Here is a 17,492-nt window from a genome sequence, read left to right on the forward strand (position 1 = left end):
ATAGATGTTAGTTACTTTAGCAAAACCGCCATTATTGTCAACTGTGTTTACGTGACAGCGAGCAAGGATGTACAATGTGATAAAATACTCATTGAATCAGCTCTTTAGCGGGCTTATGTCGTTGTGCTAATAGGCCTAAATTTAACAGGCGATGAGCGTTATATGGGGTCTATTGGGACAGTTAACAACGATAATTGATAAACGTGCTAGTCTAAATGCTTATTTATCGCTATCATTGCTTAGTACCTTACCGTTATACCGAGTCGTTATATGGAAAACTCAGCGCAGTCAGCAAGATTACCACACTTACACGAATCAGAGCTGTTCCACGCTATCAAAAATCCTGCTTTCAGACGTATTGGTCTTATGGGTCGTGCTGGAAAACGCAGTGTCACACAAAGTCTGGTGCAGATCGCCCAAACGATCAATGATATGAACCTGACATTGATCATGGACGTACAAACAGCCAACTTGCCAACCCTTGAACTTAAAGAGATTGATACCGTCAAAATCGTTAAGCGTGGCTTGATTGGTGAGATTTGTGACTTAGTCATTGTTGTTGGCGGGGATGGTTCTATATTGCACGCAGCTGAAGCGCTGGCACGTTATCGAGTGCCAGTACTAGGCGTCAACCGTGGTCGCCTAGGGTTCTTAGCCGATGTAAAGCCAGATGAGGCCGCTTTTAAACTCCGTCAAGTATTGATGGGTGATTATCAATTGGATCACCGGTTTTTGTTGACGATGGAGGTGAGAGAAGGGCGCAAAATTATTCATGAAGATATGGCGCTCAATGATGTCGTTCTTCACGCGGGTAAGTCGGTACACATGATTGATTTTCAGATGAAAATTGATGGGCATGATGTGTACAGGCAGCACAGTGATGGATTGATAGCTGCTACACCGACAGGCTCTACGGCTTATGCATTGTCTGGTGGTGGTCCTATTATGCATCCGAGTATGGACGCCATCTGTCTAGTGCCGATGCATCCACATACGTTGTCTAGCAGACCGATTGTGGTGAGTGGTAATAGTGAAATCTGCATACGTATTCATGAAGACAATCGTACACAACCGATGGTCAGTGCAGATGGCAAGGCAAGTGTGCCACTTGAACAAGAGCAGCGTCTTTATATTCGCAAACATCCTGACAAGCTAACGCTACTGCATCCACCAGGCTTTGACTTTTATGAGGCTTGTCGTACCAAGTTGCACTGGAATGTTTATGCCGAAGAGTTCAGTCTTGAAGCTGATGACGAATAAAGTGAAAATGGTTACCTGTTTATCAGTACTTTTAGAAACTGTCGGTACTTCAGAAACTATCAAAGCTTTAAAAACCATCGGAGCTTTGAAAACCATCGAAGCTTCAAGAAAATGAAAACAAACCAATAGAAATAAACATTGGTTAAAGTTAGATAATAAGTTATACAGAAAATAGAGGTGGAGTAGGTTAGATGGACAAGCAAACAATATTAGCAAGTTTAACGCCAGAAGTGGCTGATAAGTTTCGTATGGCGATAGAGTTGGGTAAATGGCCTGATGGCCGTAAGCTAACCGCTGAGCAGCGAGAAACTTGTATGCAAGCAGTGATGGTCTGGGAGCATGAGCATCTACCACCTGGCGAGCGTACAGGCTTCATACACAAACCAGTGAAAGAAAATGGTGCAATCGTTGGTGAAGAATGTGATGTCGAACATGAGCATCACTACCCAAATATGCCAAACCCCAAAGGCTCTGTGCAGCCGATTAAGTTTCGAGATAAATAAAGTGTAGATTATCCCAATTGCTAACGGTGCTTTTTGAGCTTGGGGTTCTTGGGATTGTTATTAAACAATAGGCTTCATCAATCTCGCAGTAAATTCGCCGAAAAAAAGCCATGCTATAAAGCATGGCTTTTTTTATACTTTGCAAATAACTATATCTTTGAAGTATCAACGCTAGGGCGAATGATCAGTGGATTTTTTTGCATCAAAAATCCATTCCAACCCCAATGCAAGAAATTGCGAATATTGGCATGGTCAGTACCCTTTGGGGTTGCTTTAACTTTGGCATAATGCTCGCCGAATAGTTGCAGCGTGTCCAACTTGTTAAGACCATGGTGCTTAGCGAGACCAAATATTTTGGCGCTGCCTTCGTTTTCACCAGCTGCATTATGCACCATACCGTTTACAAACGGTGCGGGTGTATAGCGATAAAAATCATCAATAAAGCTGATGACGTCATTAAAGCCAATGGCGTTTTTTTTCAAACCATTGAGTAGAGCTGATATATCAGATTGGCGGATACTCATAAACAAACGACCTCAGAGCAAATTATCGAAGAAAAAATAGTACTGGTGCATCGCATTCAACAGAAGACGGTGCTGATCTATGCTCGATAATAATTAAGGATAAAGTATTACAGCTTAGCGATTAAAATAGTCTTCGTCATCAAACGAAGGCGCAAAATTGCCTTGTTCAAGATGCTGCATTTGCGATTGTACCGTACGCTCATGCTGAATACGTTGATAAATTTCTTCGCGATGGACGGCAATATCTTTTGGTGCATTCACACCAATACGTACTTGATTGCCCTTGACACCTAGGACAGTCACGCTGACCTCATCACCAATCATTAACGTTTCGCCCACGCGGCGTGTCAAAATTAACATGCGTCACACTCCTTATGTCGCATTAACAGATTATAACTCATTAGATTACTTCTCAATTGCAGGACATTGCCTTGGCACTGTAAAGGTAAGATTTGATAACCATAACAGCGTTGTATAGTACCAATAGCGGCAACGATAAATAGATTCATTTAGCCCAAATGAAAGCCCCATTATAGGGGGCATAATAGGTACTGTCACGAATTTTCACAAAACTAATGGGGAAAAGCGTGCCTTAGCAATAGTGATAAATAAAAAATAGGATCTAAAAAGACCCTATTTTGTAATAAGCAATATTAAAGCGACATTAAATCTGTCAATGCTAAATCTATAGTTTTACTGGTTTCAGTATTGGATTATAGTCCAGCGATTTTGCTGTCACCATCTTCACGATCAAGACCAAATGCTGTGTGTAATGATTTAACGGCTTTTTCCAAGTATTGATCTTGCATGAGCACAGATACTTTGATTTCGCTGGTCGATATCATTTGGATATTGATGTTATGTTCAGCCAAAGTCTGGAACATTAGGCTGGCAACACCAGCGTGAGAGCGCATGCCGACACCTACTAAAGATACTTTGACAACTTCGCTGTTACCCAAAATCTCTTTGGCACCGATTTCATCTTTTACTTCTTCATTTAGCACTTTTAGGGCTTTGTCTAGATCGGTGCGGTTCACGGTAAAGGTGAAGTCAGTCGTTCCGTTGTCCGACAGATTTTGTACGATCATATCGATTTCGATATTAGCGCGTCCAATCGGGCTCAAGATGGCAGAGGCAATACCAGGATGATCAGGTACGCCGCGCACTACAATTTTTGCTTCGTCTCGGTTGAACGCGATACCTGAGATTATTGCCTGTTCCATGTTGTCTCCTTCGTCTATCGTAATTAGGGTGCCGACATTGTCCTGAAATTCTTGGTCAAAGCTGCCATCGGTGTTTTCATCAAAGCTTGATAGTACGCGCAAGGGCACACCATACTTACCAGCGAACTCTACAGAGCGAATCTGCAGGATTTTGGAGCCAAGACTTGCCATCTCTAGCATCTCTTCAAAGGTAATTTTTTCGAGCTTTTTGGCTTTTGATGTGACACGAGGATCGGTGGTGTATACGCCGTCAACATCGGTATAAATCTGACATTCATCTGCGCCCAGAGCGGCCGCGATAGCGACACCTGTGGTATCAGAACCGCCACGTCCTAATGTGGTTGCGTTGCCTTCATCATCAATTCCCTGAAAGCCAGCAACGATGACGATATTGCCTGCGTCTAACTGCTCGCGTATGTTTTCATCGTCGATACTTTCAATACGTGCTTTATTGTGAGAGTGGTCGGTTTTGATGGCCACTTGGCGACCAGTGAATGAACGCGCACCCACACCTAAGTCTTGAATCGCCATAGCGAGTAGTGAAATAGACACTTGCTCACCAGTTGAGACCATTTGATCGTATTCACGAGGGTCAGGCTGTGTGCTAATTTGGCGTGCCAAGTCAATAAGACGATTGGTTTCACCACTCATGGCAGAGACCACTACGACTACTTGGTGACCATTATCGTGCCAGCGTTTGACTCGTTTGGCGACGTTCTTGATGCGGTCGATGCTGCCCATCGAAGTGCCGCCGTATTTCTGTACTATTAACGCCATAAAAATCTACCTATTATTCATTAATGGCCTTTTGTGTTCATCGATGGGCATCAATGTGATGCTCAAACAATGCTTGCATAGATAAAGCCGTATTATCAGAGTTGCACCTATACATCATATCTATTCAGTGGTGCGGAGCAGTTCATGAATGAACGATGTATTTTAAATCGTCATACTTTATATCATATCTGCATCATAACGTTAAGTGTCAGCGCCGTTTAGATGTATGGCGATTGGTTATAGACATTATAACCAATCACGTATGATATGTTAGATCTTGCAGTATTTTGTTTGAGCAGCGGTTTAGCTAAGCTGCTCGGCAACCCAAGCTGGCAGTGCGTCGATAACTGCTGCACTGTTGCCGGTTTTGGGTGCACCACCTTGAGCATAATCCGGCTTACCGCCACCTTTACCGCCCAGCTCACCTGCCAAATGACGAATGATATCACCGGCTTTGATTTTAGCGGTGACAGGCTTGGCCACACTTGCTGCTAGCGCTAACTGCTCATCTTTATCGCCGATCAGTACAATCACGCTATCAGGAAGCTTGGATTTAATATCGTCCATCAGGGTGCGAATTGATTTGCCGTCGATACCGCTTAACGTGCTAATAAGCACTGGCGTACCAGCGATAGTCTGTACGTCATCGAGTAAGTTGGCTGCTTGGGCGCTGGCCATTTTTTGTTGTAGACGCTCTAGCTGTTTTTCTAGATCACGTTGCTTTTCCGCCATGGTGCGGACACGCTGTGCAACTTGAGGGCGCTTAACTTTTAGTTGACTTGCCAGCTCGCTCAATTGCTGTTCACTCTGTTGTAGGTTTTTGACTGCATTCATGCCAGTCACAGCTTCGATACGGCGGATGCCAGCAGCAATGCCTGATTCACTGGTGATTTTCAATACGCCAATATCACCAGTGCGTTGCACATGCAAGCCGCCACATAGCTCGATAGAAAAAGGTTTCTTCTGATCTTCCACGGTGGTGTCTGTGCCCATGGTCAGGACGCGAACTTCACTACCATACTTTTCACCAAATAATGCAACAGCGCCTTGATTCATCGCTTCATCAATTGACATGTGCTCAATACGAGTCGGGGTGTTGGCTTGGATTTGTTCATTGACCAAGCGTTCAATGCGGTTGATTTCAGTCGCGGTGACAGGTTTGTCATAGGCAAAATCAAAGCGTAAGACTTCACTAGATACCAGTGAGCCTTTCTGCGTGACTTCATTGCCCAGCACTTCTCGGAGAGCTGCGTGTAATAGGTGAGTGGCAGAGTGGTTTTTGGCACTGGCTGCACGAATGCTAGAAAGTACTTGCGCGTCTGCTGCCTGCGTGGCTTTTATTTCGCCCATGATGACGACACCATGATGAATAATTGCTTGACCAGACTTTTTGGTGTCCTGTACTTCAAAGACACCAGACTCGGTACGAATTTCACCCAACTCGCCAACCTGACCACCACCTTCAGCATAGAAAGGGGTGCGATCAAGAACTACCACGCCTTCCATACCTTCTTTTAGGCTGTCTGCGGGGTTGCCTTCTTGATAAAGGGCGTCAATCGTCACGCCGTCTTCTTCAAGCTGCTCATAGCCCACAAAGGTTGTCGGCGTGTCTACTTGAATGACGCTGCTGTAATCGACGTCAAATTTGCCGGCATCGCGTGCACGCTCTCGCTGTGCTTGCATATGCTCGTCAAATCCAGTCTCATCGATGACGATACCGCGCTCACGAGTGATGTCAGCGGTGAGATCAAGTGGGAAACCATAAGTATCATATAGTTTAAATGCCGCCTCACCAGAAAGCACATCTCCGTCTTGCAAGCCTTCAAGCTCACTAGCAAGTAAACGAAGTCCTTGAGCGAGTGTCTTAGCAAACTGTGTTTCTTCTTTTTGAATGGCGTTTTCGATGATGTTTTGCTTCTCTGCCAATTGCGGATAGGCGTCGCCCATCTCAGCAATTAATGGTGCCACCATTTTGTAGAAAAAATCACTGTCTGCGCCCAGTTTGTTACCATGGCGCACAGCTCGACGGATGACGCGGCGTAGTACATAGCCACGACCTTCATTGCTCGGGGTGACGCCATCAGCAATCAAAAAGGCGACGGAACGGATGTGGTCAGCGATGACTTTTAATGATGACTGTTGTTGATTCTCAATGTTTAAAATCTCAGCCGCTGCATCCATCAGATGGACAAATAAATCTATCTCGTAGTTACTGTGGACGCCTTGTAAGATGGCGCTGATACGCTCAAGTCCCATACCAGTGTCGACACTAGGCGCTGGTAGCGGTAGCAATGTACCGTCTTTTTGGCGGTTAAACTGCATAAACACACAGTTCCAAATCTCGATGTAGCGGTCGCCATCTTCTTCTGGAGTACCTGGTAGCCCACCTTCGACATCTGCACCATGATCATAGAACACTTCAGTACAAGGGCCGCAAGGACCAGTGTCACCCATCGTCCAAAAGTTGTCAGAGGCGTAGGGCGCCCCTTTGTTATCACCAATACGGATGATGCGGTCACTTGGAATGCCAATCTCTTTATTCCAAATATCAAAAGCTTCGTCATCGGTTTCGTAAATGGTCACGTATAAGCGATCTTTATCAATGGCTAAATAGTCCTCTGAGGTCAAAAAATCCCAGATATATTCGATGCCTGCTCGCTTGAAGTAATCGCCGAACGAGAAGTTGCCGAGCATTTCAAAGAAGGTATGATGGCGAGCGGTATAACCGACATTATCCAAATCGTTGTGTTTACCGCCGGCACGCACACATTTCTGCGAGCTCACTGCACGCGTATAATCGCGTGGCTCCATACCCAAAAAAGTCTCTTTAAACTGATTCATACCGGCATTGGTAAATAGCAATGTCGGGTCATTATGCGGAATCAAGCTAGACGATGAGACCTGAGTATGCTGCTTGCTTATAAAATAATCGAAAAAGGCTTGGCGAATATCGGCTGAGCGAAATGGCTGGCTCACAGCGGCTCCTTACTGGCGGATAGAGTTGAATAGATGATATAAAATAATTTTGCAAGCGATTTTAGCACAAACGCCCAAGCTCTTGGTACAAGAGTTATAACTGCTAGGTTATTCTTCGAGTATTTATGCTCGCTTATCTTATAGTATCTAAATATAGTATTTGAACGCGTTAGTTGGTTAAAATCGCCGCATCTGCTTGGTCCAATGTGTGTTGTGCGCTTGGGTTAGACTCAATCACCTGTACGGGTAAATAGCGCAGCTGAATTTTAATCGGCAAATAATCGGGGAAGTTTTGCGCCATATTTTGAGTAATGATGGATTCAATTTGACGAACATCGTCTGAATTGGGTGTTGTTTCACCGCGAATGACTGCACGGACAACCTGATTGTTGGCTGAGGTATTAAACTGAGTATTGGTCACGACGTTGCCTTTGTCGGTAAAATAACCGCTGATGGTTTCGGTGACGCTACTCTCAAACCCTTGTTGCTTAGAATTGGTCTGTAAGTTGATGGTCAAATACGTGCCCAAAACACCCAACAACAATATGGTCACAGCGTTACGCTGCAAAAAAGTCAGATAGGTGTTTGATTGATAATCGTCCTTGACCAAACGACGGAAACCCAAGACCCACAAAACGAGAGCATTGGTAAATTGAATGGCGATGATGTTGGTGATGGCTAGCACTAGCGCACCCAGCCCAAGCTGTATCTCGCCATGAGCAAATAAAACACCACTGGCAGCAAGGGGTGGCACCAAGGCAGTGGCAACAGCGACTCCGACCACAGCCACCGAAAGATGTGGAGAGACCATTGCGTAGGCACCAGCAGTACCGCCGGCTAGGGCAATCATCAAATCCATAGATGTCGGTTGCGTGCGCGATAATATTTCTGTGCTTAGAGGAATGCCTTGGTGCAACCAGCCAACGATAAAGCCAACCAGTAATACCAAAGAAATACCGATAACAACGGTGACAAGTGATTTACGCAGTAATGGCATGCGATGATCAATGATTGCTAATGCTACGCCTGTAATAGGACCTAACATCATAGCGACCAACATCGCGCCGATGACGACAGCAGCAGAGTTGGTGACTAGCCCGTAACTGGCAATGATGGCAGACAAGATGTTCATGATAAAGTACATCCTGCTAGGTAGGGCGTTGGCCTCAATTCTTACTCGTACTTCTGGATAGTCTACTTTTTTATTACTAAACTGCTCGGCGACAAATTGCTTATAAGATTCTAATTTGGCTTCCTTTTCCTTTTTTATTTTATCGTCTTGGTCAGTACTGTTTGTATCTGTTCCAGATTCTGTTGTCGACTCGTCTTTATCGTTACTTGATTTTTTATTAGCTGGTTGTGTGTCTTTGTGGGTTTTATTTGATTCTTCTGGTGCTTCTTTTTGTTCTGCGACGGCAGCTGCTTCTTGGTCAGCCGAAGAGATTTGTTTACCACCCTGATCATCAGCACTGCTGTCGACTGGGGCATCATCGTTATTGTCATGAGTATCGTCCGAGTCAAAAGCTTCTGCGTAAGCTTGTTCTTGGTCGGACTTTTGTGTCGTTTCAGTGTCCTTTGACTGTGAGTTTTCTGACGCCGAGTTTTTTGGAGCTGAGTTTTCTGATGGAAGCTCTTCTGACGCTTCTGCTTTACCCTCGCTCTCAGATGGCTCTTCTGAGTCCGTCGGCTCTAATGTTGCAACGACGACATCAGGAGTGACTGATTCCATTTTGACTTTGGTTTCGGGAGGTTTTGCATCTGCTGTCGGCTCTTCATGCTCACGATCGTCATTATGATTGGCTGATTGGGCCTCTTTTATCGAGTTATCGTCTATCGAGCTGTCTACTGCGGCTGCATTATCTACAGCGCCACGCTGTTCTCGTGAGTCGTCGGCTACTGGCAGCTGTTTTTCATTTGCTGAATCACTTGCTGAATTATTGGACAAATCCTGTGATGAGTCCTTTTTTGATTTTTTGTCAGATGAGGTCATAGTCAGTAACTCTCGATAAAGAAAGGCAATATTGTAATGATAAATGAATACAGCTGTGTGAGTTTTTTGCATTCAGGCGTTGTGAAGGCAGAATAAAAAACCAATTAAAAACCAATAAGAAAAGAGAAGTGCTACGAATTTTGAAAGGATTTTAGAAAACCTTGGTATCTATATGGCTTTACTTATCATTGCTTTGCACAGATGGTCTGAAGGAGTATATTAAATACTTACTTTTTTTGTGGATATGGTGTATAAAGAGGTTATAACCACAATAAAGGTAAGGAATATTTTATGAACTGGATACTATTCTCAATCATCTATTCAATGTCTCTCACAGTTATAGTTGGACTTTTAATAATCACCGCGTTGATAACGGGTTTTGATGAGATAGCTCATATTCAGATAGCGGTCGTCATCGGTGTTCTTGTCGCCATACCTGTAGCGCGGATTTTTACCAAAAAAATTGGCAGTATTACAGGCAATGAAAAAGCTTAGCTGCGACTGGTGCCTGTATATGAGGACGGCGAGGTCATATACTACAGTTGGCGTCATACAGACAAAAAAAGACCTTGATTTCTCAAGGTCTTTTTTACTGAGCAGTATTAATTATTGGAGTACAACTTATTGAAGTACAACGGTTGCACCGTTTTCGATGTTGGCGTAAACCTCTAGTACATCCCAGTTGGTCAAACGTACACAGCCCGCTGACGCTTGACGACTAATACCTTCAGGTTTGGGTGAGCCATGTATGCCATACGATGGCTTGGACAGACCCATCCACACGACGCCGACAGGACTGTTTGGTCCTGGTGGGAGCATATGGATTTTTTCCTGACTGCCTTCACCAACGGTTGCTTTGTACCAAGGCATTTTGACTCTATTGACGATTTTGAAAGTACCTTTGGGTGATGGTGTGGCACTACTGCCAACAGTTGTCGGATAGGTAGCGACCAATTTATCATCATTGTAAGCGTAGAGTGTCTGGTCTGCTCCATTGGCTACGACACGGTTGATGCGTTGGTTGAGCTCGCCGCGGTTATTCAATACCGTGATGGTTTCACCGGCTCGATAGGTTTTGTTTTTATTCAGCTTATCTAGATATCTTACATCCATATGGAATCGTTCACCTAGCATCTCTTTGATGTCTTGGTAATATAAGCCTTTCATTTTTGACTTCGCTTCGGACCCAGATGGAGTAGTGACGAAAGTGGTTTTGATGTCTTCATCCGTGAGTGTGTAAGTCACTAAGACAGGCTTGTTGTCAGGAATGTTAGCGTTAAGCGCATCCCAAGTCTCTTGATTCATTTTACCAGTCGCTGGCAAGCCTTTCATGGTCTGAAAGTTGACCAGTGCTTTTTTACTATTCATACCCCAGCCGCCATCGATAGGGCCAGGCGAGGCGTGATTCCAATCCAACAATGCCTGCAGTTTGATGGTCATTGCTGAATTGACATTCATGTTGGGAGACCATGTGGCGCTATTGACTTGATTGGCATAGTTTGACAGGTTCAGAGTGGTGTAGCGCTTGCCATTTTTGTCTTCGATACTTTTAATGGTTGGATCATCACTGAAGTCTTGGAGTTGTCCAGTTTCTGGCAAATCAAAAGCAAGAGAGCCAGATGAATCAATAGATGGTGCATCACTTGGAGCAGCAATTGCTTGACCTGCACTGATATCGTCGGTGCGGTCTGACTGTTCATCTTTTTGAGTCAGCGCTTCTGCACTTATGTTATCTGCAGCATTCTCTTGTGCGGGTTCAACTGCTGCTGTCCGCTTTGAATCGATCAACTGATTCATGCTATCTGTCGATGGCGTAGTCTCTACCGTAGTCGAAGAATCCAGTGAGCTGCTGCGGTTTTCTTGGAGATCTAGGCTGACGTTTTGTGCGAGATTAGGGTCAGCGATGGTGGGCATAGAGTCGACGGTGCGTATTGGCAGTGTGCGAGTACTATCAGCTGGAGCGGCAATCGCGCTAACACTGGCACTAACGATAGCGACAGACATAGCGGTGATAAGTGGTTTTAGTGTCATCATATGAAGTTACTTGTGGTTGCTACTATTGGGGTTATTATGCGCATTATTTCGATGGTTCGCAAATTTATGATACATGTTTTTTCACCAAGTGTTGACGAAACGTCAACTGCTGACGTATTCGCTACAGTTTGGTAATAATGCAGCGATAGTATGTAGTGATGCTGCTATATTTTTATTGGATTTGGTTGTGATAGCGTGAATGAAACAGGTAAGTAGGTTAAATAAATCAACAAGTTATCCCAGTTTAGCGGTGTTGCATCACAGACAGCAGTCATTTTTGATAAATACAAAAATAGCTGTAAATAGAGAGTTAGATACAAAAACCATAGTATGGTTGCAAACATTGGCGCTACTTGGCGTTTGCGTTTATAATGTACGTCTAAGCTTTTATTCTATAAGTTAGCTTGTAATACAGAGCGATTTAACCCATCCGCATGTCATTAGTAAGCATGCAATTAGCAAGGTGCGATATGTCAGAAGACCAAACCATGAGTGCAGAAGCCTTTCAAAACCAATACTTCAGTGAGGATGGCTTGCAGGTCTCAGAAGGAGAAATGGCGTATGATTCAGAAACGGGGTTGCTCGGCGAAGATGAGCAGTTTGCAGACTTGCATGCGGAGCTAGAAGAAGCGCGTGAGCAGTTAGCGAGTATCCGCGATTTTATTCGGTTTTCAGTCACGCAGCTGCGTAACTATGACGTGGTCGTCGCGCAAGGCACCACCGATGAATTTGCAGAAGCATCTGCTATAGTTCTGCATTCATTGTCTTTAGATTGGTCAGCGAATGAGCAAATCCTTGATTGCCGTTTGACCACTTCAGAGAAGCAAGCAGTACTGAGTCTATTAGAAGAGCGTATTGCGGAGCGTAAGCCGTTAAGTTACTTGATTAACTTATCATATTTCTGTGATTTACCTTTTTATGTTGACGAGCGTGTGCTCATTCCACGCTCACCGATAGCGGAGTTGATTCGTCAACAATTCCATCCGTACTTTGATGTCAATGATCTTGCCAAGCCACTTGGGGTCAATGCCAATCAGCCAGCGTCAGTATTTTACGACCACGGTTTAGGCGTCAAACAGTTATCGCAGCCTGAACGTATCTTAGACTTGTGCACTGGTTCTGCTTGTATTGCCATTGCGCTCGCCACTCGGTTCGTCGATGCATTAGTTGATGCTGTCGATATTGACAAAGGTGCGTTGGAAGTGGCGATGGTCAACGTTGACCACCATGGTCTTGGTCATCAGGTCAATGTGATTGAATCAGACTTATTTGCCAAGATTCCAGCCGAGAATCAGTACGAGTTGATCGTGACCAACCCACCGTATGTCGATGCCGCTGTCATGGCAGATCTGCCACCTGAGTTTTTATATGAGCCTGAGCATGCGCTTGCTGCTGGTCAAGATGGTCTAGATTTGGTCCATCGTATTTTGCTTGCAGCGCCAGATTATTTGAGCCCTGAAGGCTTGCTCATCTGTGAAGTGGGTGATAGTGATTGGGCGTTAAAGCAAGCGTATCCTGATATTCAGTTTGACTGGTTACAGTTCGCTCATGGTGGTCATGGAGTTTTTGCGATTACTTATGATGAGCTGGTCGAAAACCGTCAGTTATTTGCTGCTTATGTAGAGCTGCTAGACAGCATTCAGTAGTCAAATATGAACGGTTTGCGAATATGGCTAATTTCAGTCTTCAGTGAGCAATTATTAGTGGCTTATTACCAGTGATTTGTTTAAGTATAAGTCTTCAATAAGCAAAAGTAGCGGTTACGTAGATAAGGATGTATATGGCAGGCAATAGTATTGGGCAGGTTTTTACCGTCACGACGTGTGGTGAGTCACATGGTGCAGGTCTTATGGCAATCATCGATGGCGTACCGCCAGGCTTAGCGTTATCCGAGGAGGATTTACAAGTAGATTTGGATCGCCGCAAACCAGGCACGTCTAAATATTCGACACAGCGCCGTGAGTCTGATGAAGTCGAAATCATCTCTGGTGTGTTCGAAGGTAGAACGACGGGTACTTCTATCGGCCTGTTGATTCGTAATACTAACCAAAAGTCCAAAGACTATAGTGAGATTAAAAATACTTTTCGTCCAGGTCACGCAGATTATACTTATAGTATGAAGTTTGGATTTCGTGATTATCGTGGTGGTGGTCGATCATCAGCGCGCGAGACAGCGATGCGTGTTGCAGCCGGTGCTATTGCCAAAAAATACTTGCAGCATCGATTGGGTGTTCAGATAAATGGTCATGTGACGCAAATTGGCAACGAGCAGACTAAGACGCTAGATCCTAGTCAGATTGACTGGGATTATGTCAATAGCAACCCGTTCTTTTGTGCGGATGCAGAGGCAGTGTCTCGTTTTGAGACCTTGATTGATAGCTTACGCCGTGAAGGTACCAGCTGCGGTGCACGTCTTGAAGTGATCGCAAGTGGTGTGCCAGTTGGACTTGGCGAGCCAGTGTTTGATCGTTTAGATGCAGATATTGCCCACGCGATGATGAGTATCAACGCCGTCAAAGGTGTTGAGATTGGTGACGGGATGGCAGTAGCTGGTCAGTTTGGTCATCGTTCTCGTGATGAGCTAACGCCAGAGGGTTTCACGGCCAACCATTCTGGTGGAATCTTGGGTGGCATCTCCTCTGGACAGGATATTTGTGTCAGTATCGCTCTCAAGCCTACTTCTAGTATTACCACCGCTGGCAAGAGTATTAATACTCAAGGTGAAGCAGTTGATATGCTCACCAAAGGCCGGCATGACCCTTGTGTGGGTGTGCGTGCAACGCCTATCGCTGAAGCGATGTTGGCGATTGTGTTGCTCGACCACTATCTGCGCCATCGTGGCCAAAATGCAGACGTTGAGCCACCAGTAGAGTCCATTACTTAGACTTATTGATAAGGCTTGTATTGACTGCCTAAGTCGCAGTTCAAAAGTTATTGGCCCATTGTTATTCTTTAATCAATCGTTAAAGAATAACAATGGGCTTTTGGTTTGAGGATTACGCATGCTTTGGCTTAATATTCGGTGTAATGGATTAATTTTTTACGCCGCTAACTGGTACCCATCAATGGCAACGCATCGCTGATGACGAAATACCAATAATAACTGCTGATTAGGAATGGCTAGCCAATGACCAAACTCAATACTGTCAATATTATGGATCGCTAATACCTGAGCACAATGAAGGCGGCTTTGATCGATCAAGCTCGTAACTAAGTTAGTAACTGAGCCAGAATCCGAGTCAGCAACTAGGTTCGCAGCTAAGTTTGTAGCAATGTTTTTTTCGATATGAGAGTGTTGCATGGCTTTTTTATCCTTAAGTTTGATGTCAGGGTTGAATGACACTATCGTAGGACAAAGAGATAGAAAGCCTATGTAAGAATGATGGAAAAACAATGAATTGCATTGATAGTTGTTAGGGCAGTGGTTGTTAGAGTGTGTTTTCAATTACCACATTTAATTACTTTAATACGTAAATAATTGGCTGAACGGTTATGTTTGCTTTAACGGAAGAGTTAGGCTAACTATCACCCCAGAACTCTGACCTATAACGGCTGCATCCATGTCAGCATCTTCAGCTTTCGTATTAGCATGCTTATTGCGAATAGCAACACGACCACCATGATGCTCAATCACTTGCTTGACTAAGGTTAGCCCCAGTCCAGTACCTTTTTTGAGAGGAGTATTGGTTGTATGAAGTGGTTTTTGCTCAGTATCGAGTGTTGGCGCTTCAACTGATGAGTGCTCTGATATATTCTGAGTAGGTTGGCTCTGGTGCGCCAGACTAAAATAACGATCGAACACTTTATCGAGAGCATAGCCAGGCAACAACTTACCATCATTAAAAATGTTAATGCTCACACTTTGGTTGTGACGTTGCAGATAAATAATGACTTCGTTTTCAGCGAAATGAATGGCATTGTCTAGTACATTTTGTAGCACCTGTACCAACCAGAACTGATCGGCAAAAACACTGATGTTAGTCGCTATCTGCGACTGCGACTTTGTTATTGGCAAGCCTGTTGTTGGTAAGTCTGTTACATCCGTATAACGTGTATCGTCGATGTAAAGCTCGATGGGTAGCAGGTTTTTCTGCTGTCGTTTGGCGGTATTGTCTTTTACGAGCGTTTGTAAGAGCGGGACTATGGGTGTTATCTGCCGATTGAGTTTAAAGGTCGGTTGTTCTATCTTGGCAAGTAATAGCAGTCTATCAATGAGCTGCTGCATTTTGATGCTTTGTTCACTGACTGCTTGGATGAGCATCTGTCGATCGGCATGATCAAGTGCGCCACCGTCAAGTACATCATCTTCTAGCAACTCGCTACTGGCGCGAATGGCCGTTAAAGGGCTTTTCAGTTCGTGGGTAAGTGTATGGACATAGTCGGTGACATAAGCTCGGTTTTCTAATCGATGCTTCATGGATTCGATGGTGTCTGTTAGGCTATTTAACTCATGACCCAAATAAAAATAGGGTTTTTTTGTGTCCTCAGCCAGCGCATTGGTATATTGAGTGACCAAGGTGATGCTTTGTTTCAGCCACCATGCTACCAATCCAGCTAAGATAAGGGCAACAATACTCATGAGCAACGCGGTAATGAGCATACGACCACGCGTATGGTTTAGGTAAGGTAAGACACTAGCCACTGGTTTTCCGACGCTGACGACGCCAATGAGATTACCTGAAGTATCGTTGATGGGCTGTGCCACATACATAATAGAGCTACCATCATTGTTGGTGGTATCTTTGGTACTTCGAGCGCCATACTGTCCATTTAAAGTGAGGTAGACATCATTCCAGCGACTGTAGTCCTGTCCTTCAGCGTTTTGATCATTCGTTAATGAGTCATACACCACCACACCATTGCTATCTGTTACGTATATTCGAAAACGGTTGCCGGTTGTCTGAATATCTTTGCCTGCTGTGATCATGCTATTGGTTGGTTTACTGGTGAGTGCGGTATCCAGTATTGCTTGGTAGGTTTGGTCGTATAGCTGTCCTGATGATAACGGTAGCTGCAGACTGGCGGCGAGCAATTTACTGGTATCTAGCAAGGTGTCTTCGATGACTTGTTGTGCTGTCGGCTTGATGTACCCAAATAACTGAGTAAAAGCCACTATCCCACAAATGAGAAGTACCAAAGCAACGGCGAGCCAAATCCGAAAAAATATACTCAAATTTAGCAGTCGTTTTGGTTCAGTAGCTTGCTGAGCGGTGCCGATAGGGTGCAATTTCGCATACCAGTTGCCTCTGTTTCGGTCGCTGTCAGGACTGTTATTAGAATGACGGCGGACGCTTTCTTTTGATTTATGCTTCATATATTTAGCGCTGCTATAAAAACTCGGAAATAACTAATGCTAGGCAGGACATAGTGCATAACCCAAACCACGATGTGTGTGAATGACGTCAACGCTAGAGTCAACGGCTGCTAACTGTTTGCGAATTGATTTGATATGGCTGTCTATCGTACGTGCTAGGCGGTGGTCGGGGTAGTCGCTTACGGCACTTAACAGCTGTTCGCGGCTAAAAACTTGGTTGGGTGCTTGTAATAGTGTCAGCAAAATATTGCGCTCTGTATTGCTGAGTTCAAGCTTGTGCTCTTGCCACATGAGGGAGTAGTTGAGTGGTTGGTAATGCCAGACACCAGATTGGCATTCAAACGTCCTTACTTGCTCAGATTGATGACTGGAAGCAGGTTCTGCCATTTCGTCTGAGGTTGTTGCAGGAGTAGTAGATTGCTGAGACAGAAGTTGTTCACGCCGCCAAATAGCCTTTAATCGAGCAACCAATTCACGAGGGCTAAAAGGTTTGGCGCAATAGTCATCACCGCCCATCTCTAGACCTAAAATTCGATCAACCTCATCACTGCGTGCGGTTAAAAAAACCACAGGTACATCTTTCAATGGACCAATATCAGTCGAATGGCGGATTTGTTGACATAGGCTCAAACCATCACCATCTGGCAGGCCTACATCCAAAATAATCGCAGATAAGTCTTGTGCTTTATCGCTACGCAACATCGGTAGTACGCTACTGGCATTATCTAACCAGGTGATTTGCCACTCTTCGCGCTTGCAAGTGACTTTTAGTGACATGGCGATAGCAGGATCATCTTCTACCAATAAAATGTGGGTCATAAGCGTTCTGTCTTTATGTGAAAGGGTTTGTGCTAAATTAACGTTAAATATCTCTGTCAGCGCCATGTTCGA

Annotated in this window: 13 protein-coding genes and 1 pseudogene; 5 read left to right on the forward strand and 9 right to left on the reverse strand. The window is 44.5% G+C overall.

The window, feature by feature from the left end; translation table 11 throughout:
* The first annotated feature begins 270 nt into the window (after positions 1 to 270).
* Together L0J61_RS02455 and L0J61_RS02460 are read left to right on the forward strand one after the other, a co-directional pair.
* Entirely contained in the window at positions 271 to 1,260 is a 990-nt protein-coding gene (locus L0J61_RS02455) for an NAD(+) kinase (protein ID WP_301464733.1), read from the forward strand.
* 191 nt (positions 1,261 to 1,451) lie between these two features.
* A complete protein-coding gene (locus L0J61_RS02460) occupies positions 1,452 to 1,763 on the forward strand; it encodes a YeaC family protein (RefSeq protein WP_301464734.1) in 312 nt (103 codons plus the stop codon).
* A 149-nt stretch (positions 1,764 to 1,912) separates the two neighbouring features.
* On the opposite strand, the gene L0J61_RS02465 is transcribed toward L0J61_RS02460, so the two are convergent.
* From L0J61_RS02465 to L0J61_RS02485, 5 genes and pseudogenes are all read right to left on the reverse strand, one after another.
* Positions 1,913 to 2,287, reverse strand: coding sequence for a HopJ type III effector protein (locus L0J61_RS02465; RefSeq protein WP_301464735.1), 375 nt, complete (start codon positions 2,285 to 2,287; stop codon positions 1,913 to 1,915).
* Positions 2,288 to 2,479: 192 nt separating this feature from the next.
* A pseudogene (gene csrA, locus L0J61_RS02470) lies at positions 2,480 to 2,647 on the reverse strand (carbon storage regulator CsrA); the annotation flags it as partial.
* Positions 2,648 to 3,000: 353 nt separating this feature from the next.
* The gene (locus tag L0J61_RS02475) at positions 3,001 to 4,287 is read right to left on the reverse strand and encodes an aspartate kinase (RefSeq protein WP_301464736.1); all 1,287 of its coding nucleotides are present in this window, start codon (positions 4,285 to 4,287) and stop codon (positions 3,001 to 3,003) included.
* Positions 4,288 to 4,590: 303 nt separating this feature from the next.
* Positions 4,591 to 7,263 (reverse strand): alanine--tRNA ligase, encoded by a 2,673-nt coding sequence (gene alaS / locus L0J61_RS02480; RefSeq protein ID WP_301464737.1) that lies wholly within the window; start codon positions 7,261 to 7,263, stop codon positions 4,591 to 4,593.
* 169 nt (positions 7,264 to 7,432) lie between these two features.
* Positions 7,433 to 9,253 (reverse strand): DUF389 domain-containing protein, encoded by a 1,821-nt coding sequence (locus L0J61_RS02485; protein ID WP_301464738.1) that lies wholly within the window; start codon positions 9,251 to 9,253, stop codon positions 7,433 to 7,435.
* 291 nt (positions 9,254 to 9,544) lie between these two features.
* Here L0J61_RS02485 and L0J61_RS02490 point away from each other — a divergent pair, with 291 nt between their 5' ends.
* On the forward strand, positions 9,545 to 9,748 hold the full coding sequence (locus L0J61_RS02490) for a hypothetical protein (protein ID WP_301464739.1): 204 nt from the start codon (positions 9,545 to 9,547) through the stop codon (positions 9,746 to 9,748).
* Between the two features lie 126 nt (positions 9,749 to 9,874).
* Here L0J61_RS02490 and L0J61_RS02495 read toward each other — a convergent pair whose 3' ends face one another.
* A complete protein-coding gene (locus L0J61_RS02495) occupies positions 9,875 to 11,287 on the reverse strand; it encodes a L,D-transpeptidase family protein (protein ID WP_301464740.1) in 1,413 nt (470 codons plus the stop codon).
* 470 nt (positions 11,288 to 11,757) lie between these two features.
* Here L0J61_RS02495 and L0J61_RS02500 point away from each other — a divergent pair, with 470 nt between their 5' ends.
* Both L0J61_RS02500 and aroC read left to right on the forward strand, forming a co-directional pair.
* Positions 11,758 to 12,933: a HemK family protein methyltransferase gene (locus L0J61_RS02500; protein WP_301464741.1), complete on the forward strand. Its 1,176-nt coding sequence runs from the start codon at positions 11,758 to 11,760 to the stop codon at positions 12,931 to 12,933.
* Between the two features lie 134 nt (positions 12,934 to 13,067).
* Positions 13,068 to 14,171: a chorismate synthase gene (aroC, locus tag L0J61_RS02505; RefSeq protein ID WP_301464742.1), complete on the forward strand. Its 1,104-nt coding sequence runs from the start codon at positions 13,068 to 13,070 to the stop codon at positions 14,169 to 14,171.
* A gap of 156 nt (positions 14,172 to 14,327) precedes the next feature.
* Here the strand turns inward: aroC and L0J61_RS02510 are convergent, their stop codons facing one another.
* The 3 genes from L0J61_RS02510 to L0J61_RS02520 form a co-directional block, all read right to left on the reverse strand.
* Positions 14,328 to 14,588 (reverse strand): hypothetical protein, encoded by a 261-nt coding sequence (locus L0J61_RS02510; protein ID WP_301464743.1) that lies wholly within the window; start codon positions 14,586 to 14,588, stop codon positions 14,328 to 14,330.
* Between the two features lie 189 nt (positions 14,589 to 14,777).
* A complete protein-coding gene (gene creC, locus L0J61_RS02515) occupies positions 14,778 to 16,601 on the reverse strand; it encodes a two-component system sensor histidine kinase CreC (protein WP_301464744.1) in 1,824 nt (607 codons plus the stop codon).
* Positions 16,602 to 16,640: 39 nt separating this feature from the next.
* Complete coding sequence (locus tag L0J61_RS02520; protein ID WP_301464745.1) at positions 16,641 to 17,486, reverse strand: response regulator; 846 nt, start codon at positions 17,484 to 17,486, stop codon at positions 16,641 to 16,643.
* Positions 17,487 to 17,492: the final 6 nt, after the last annotated feature.

This window comes from Psychrobacter sp. (assembly GCF_030457785.1).
Taxonomy (GTDB): domain Bacteria; phylum Pseudomonadota; class Gammaproteobacteria; order Pseudomonadales; family Moraxellaceae; genus Psychrobacter.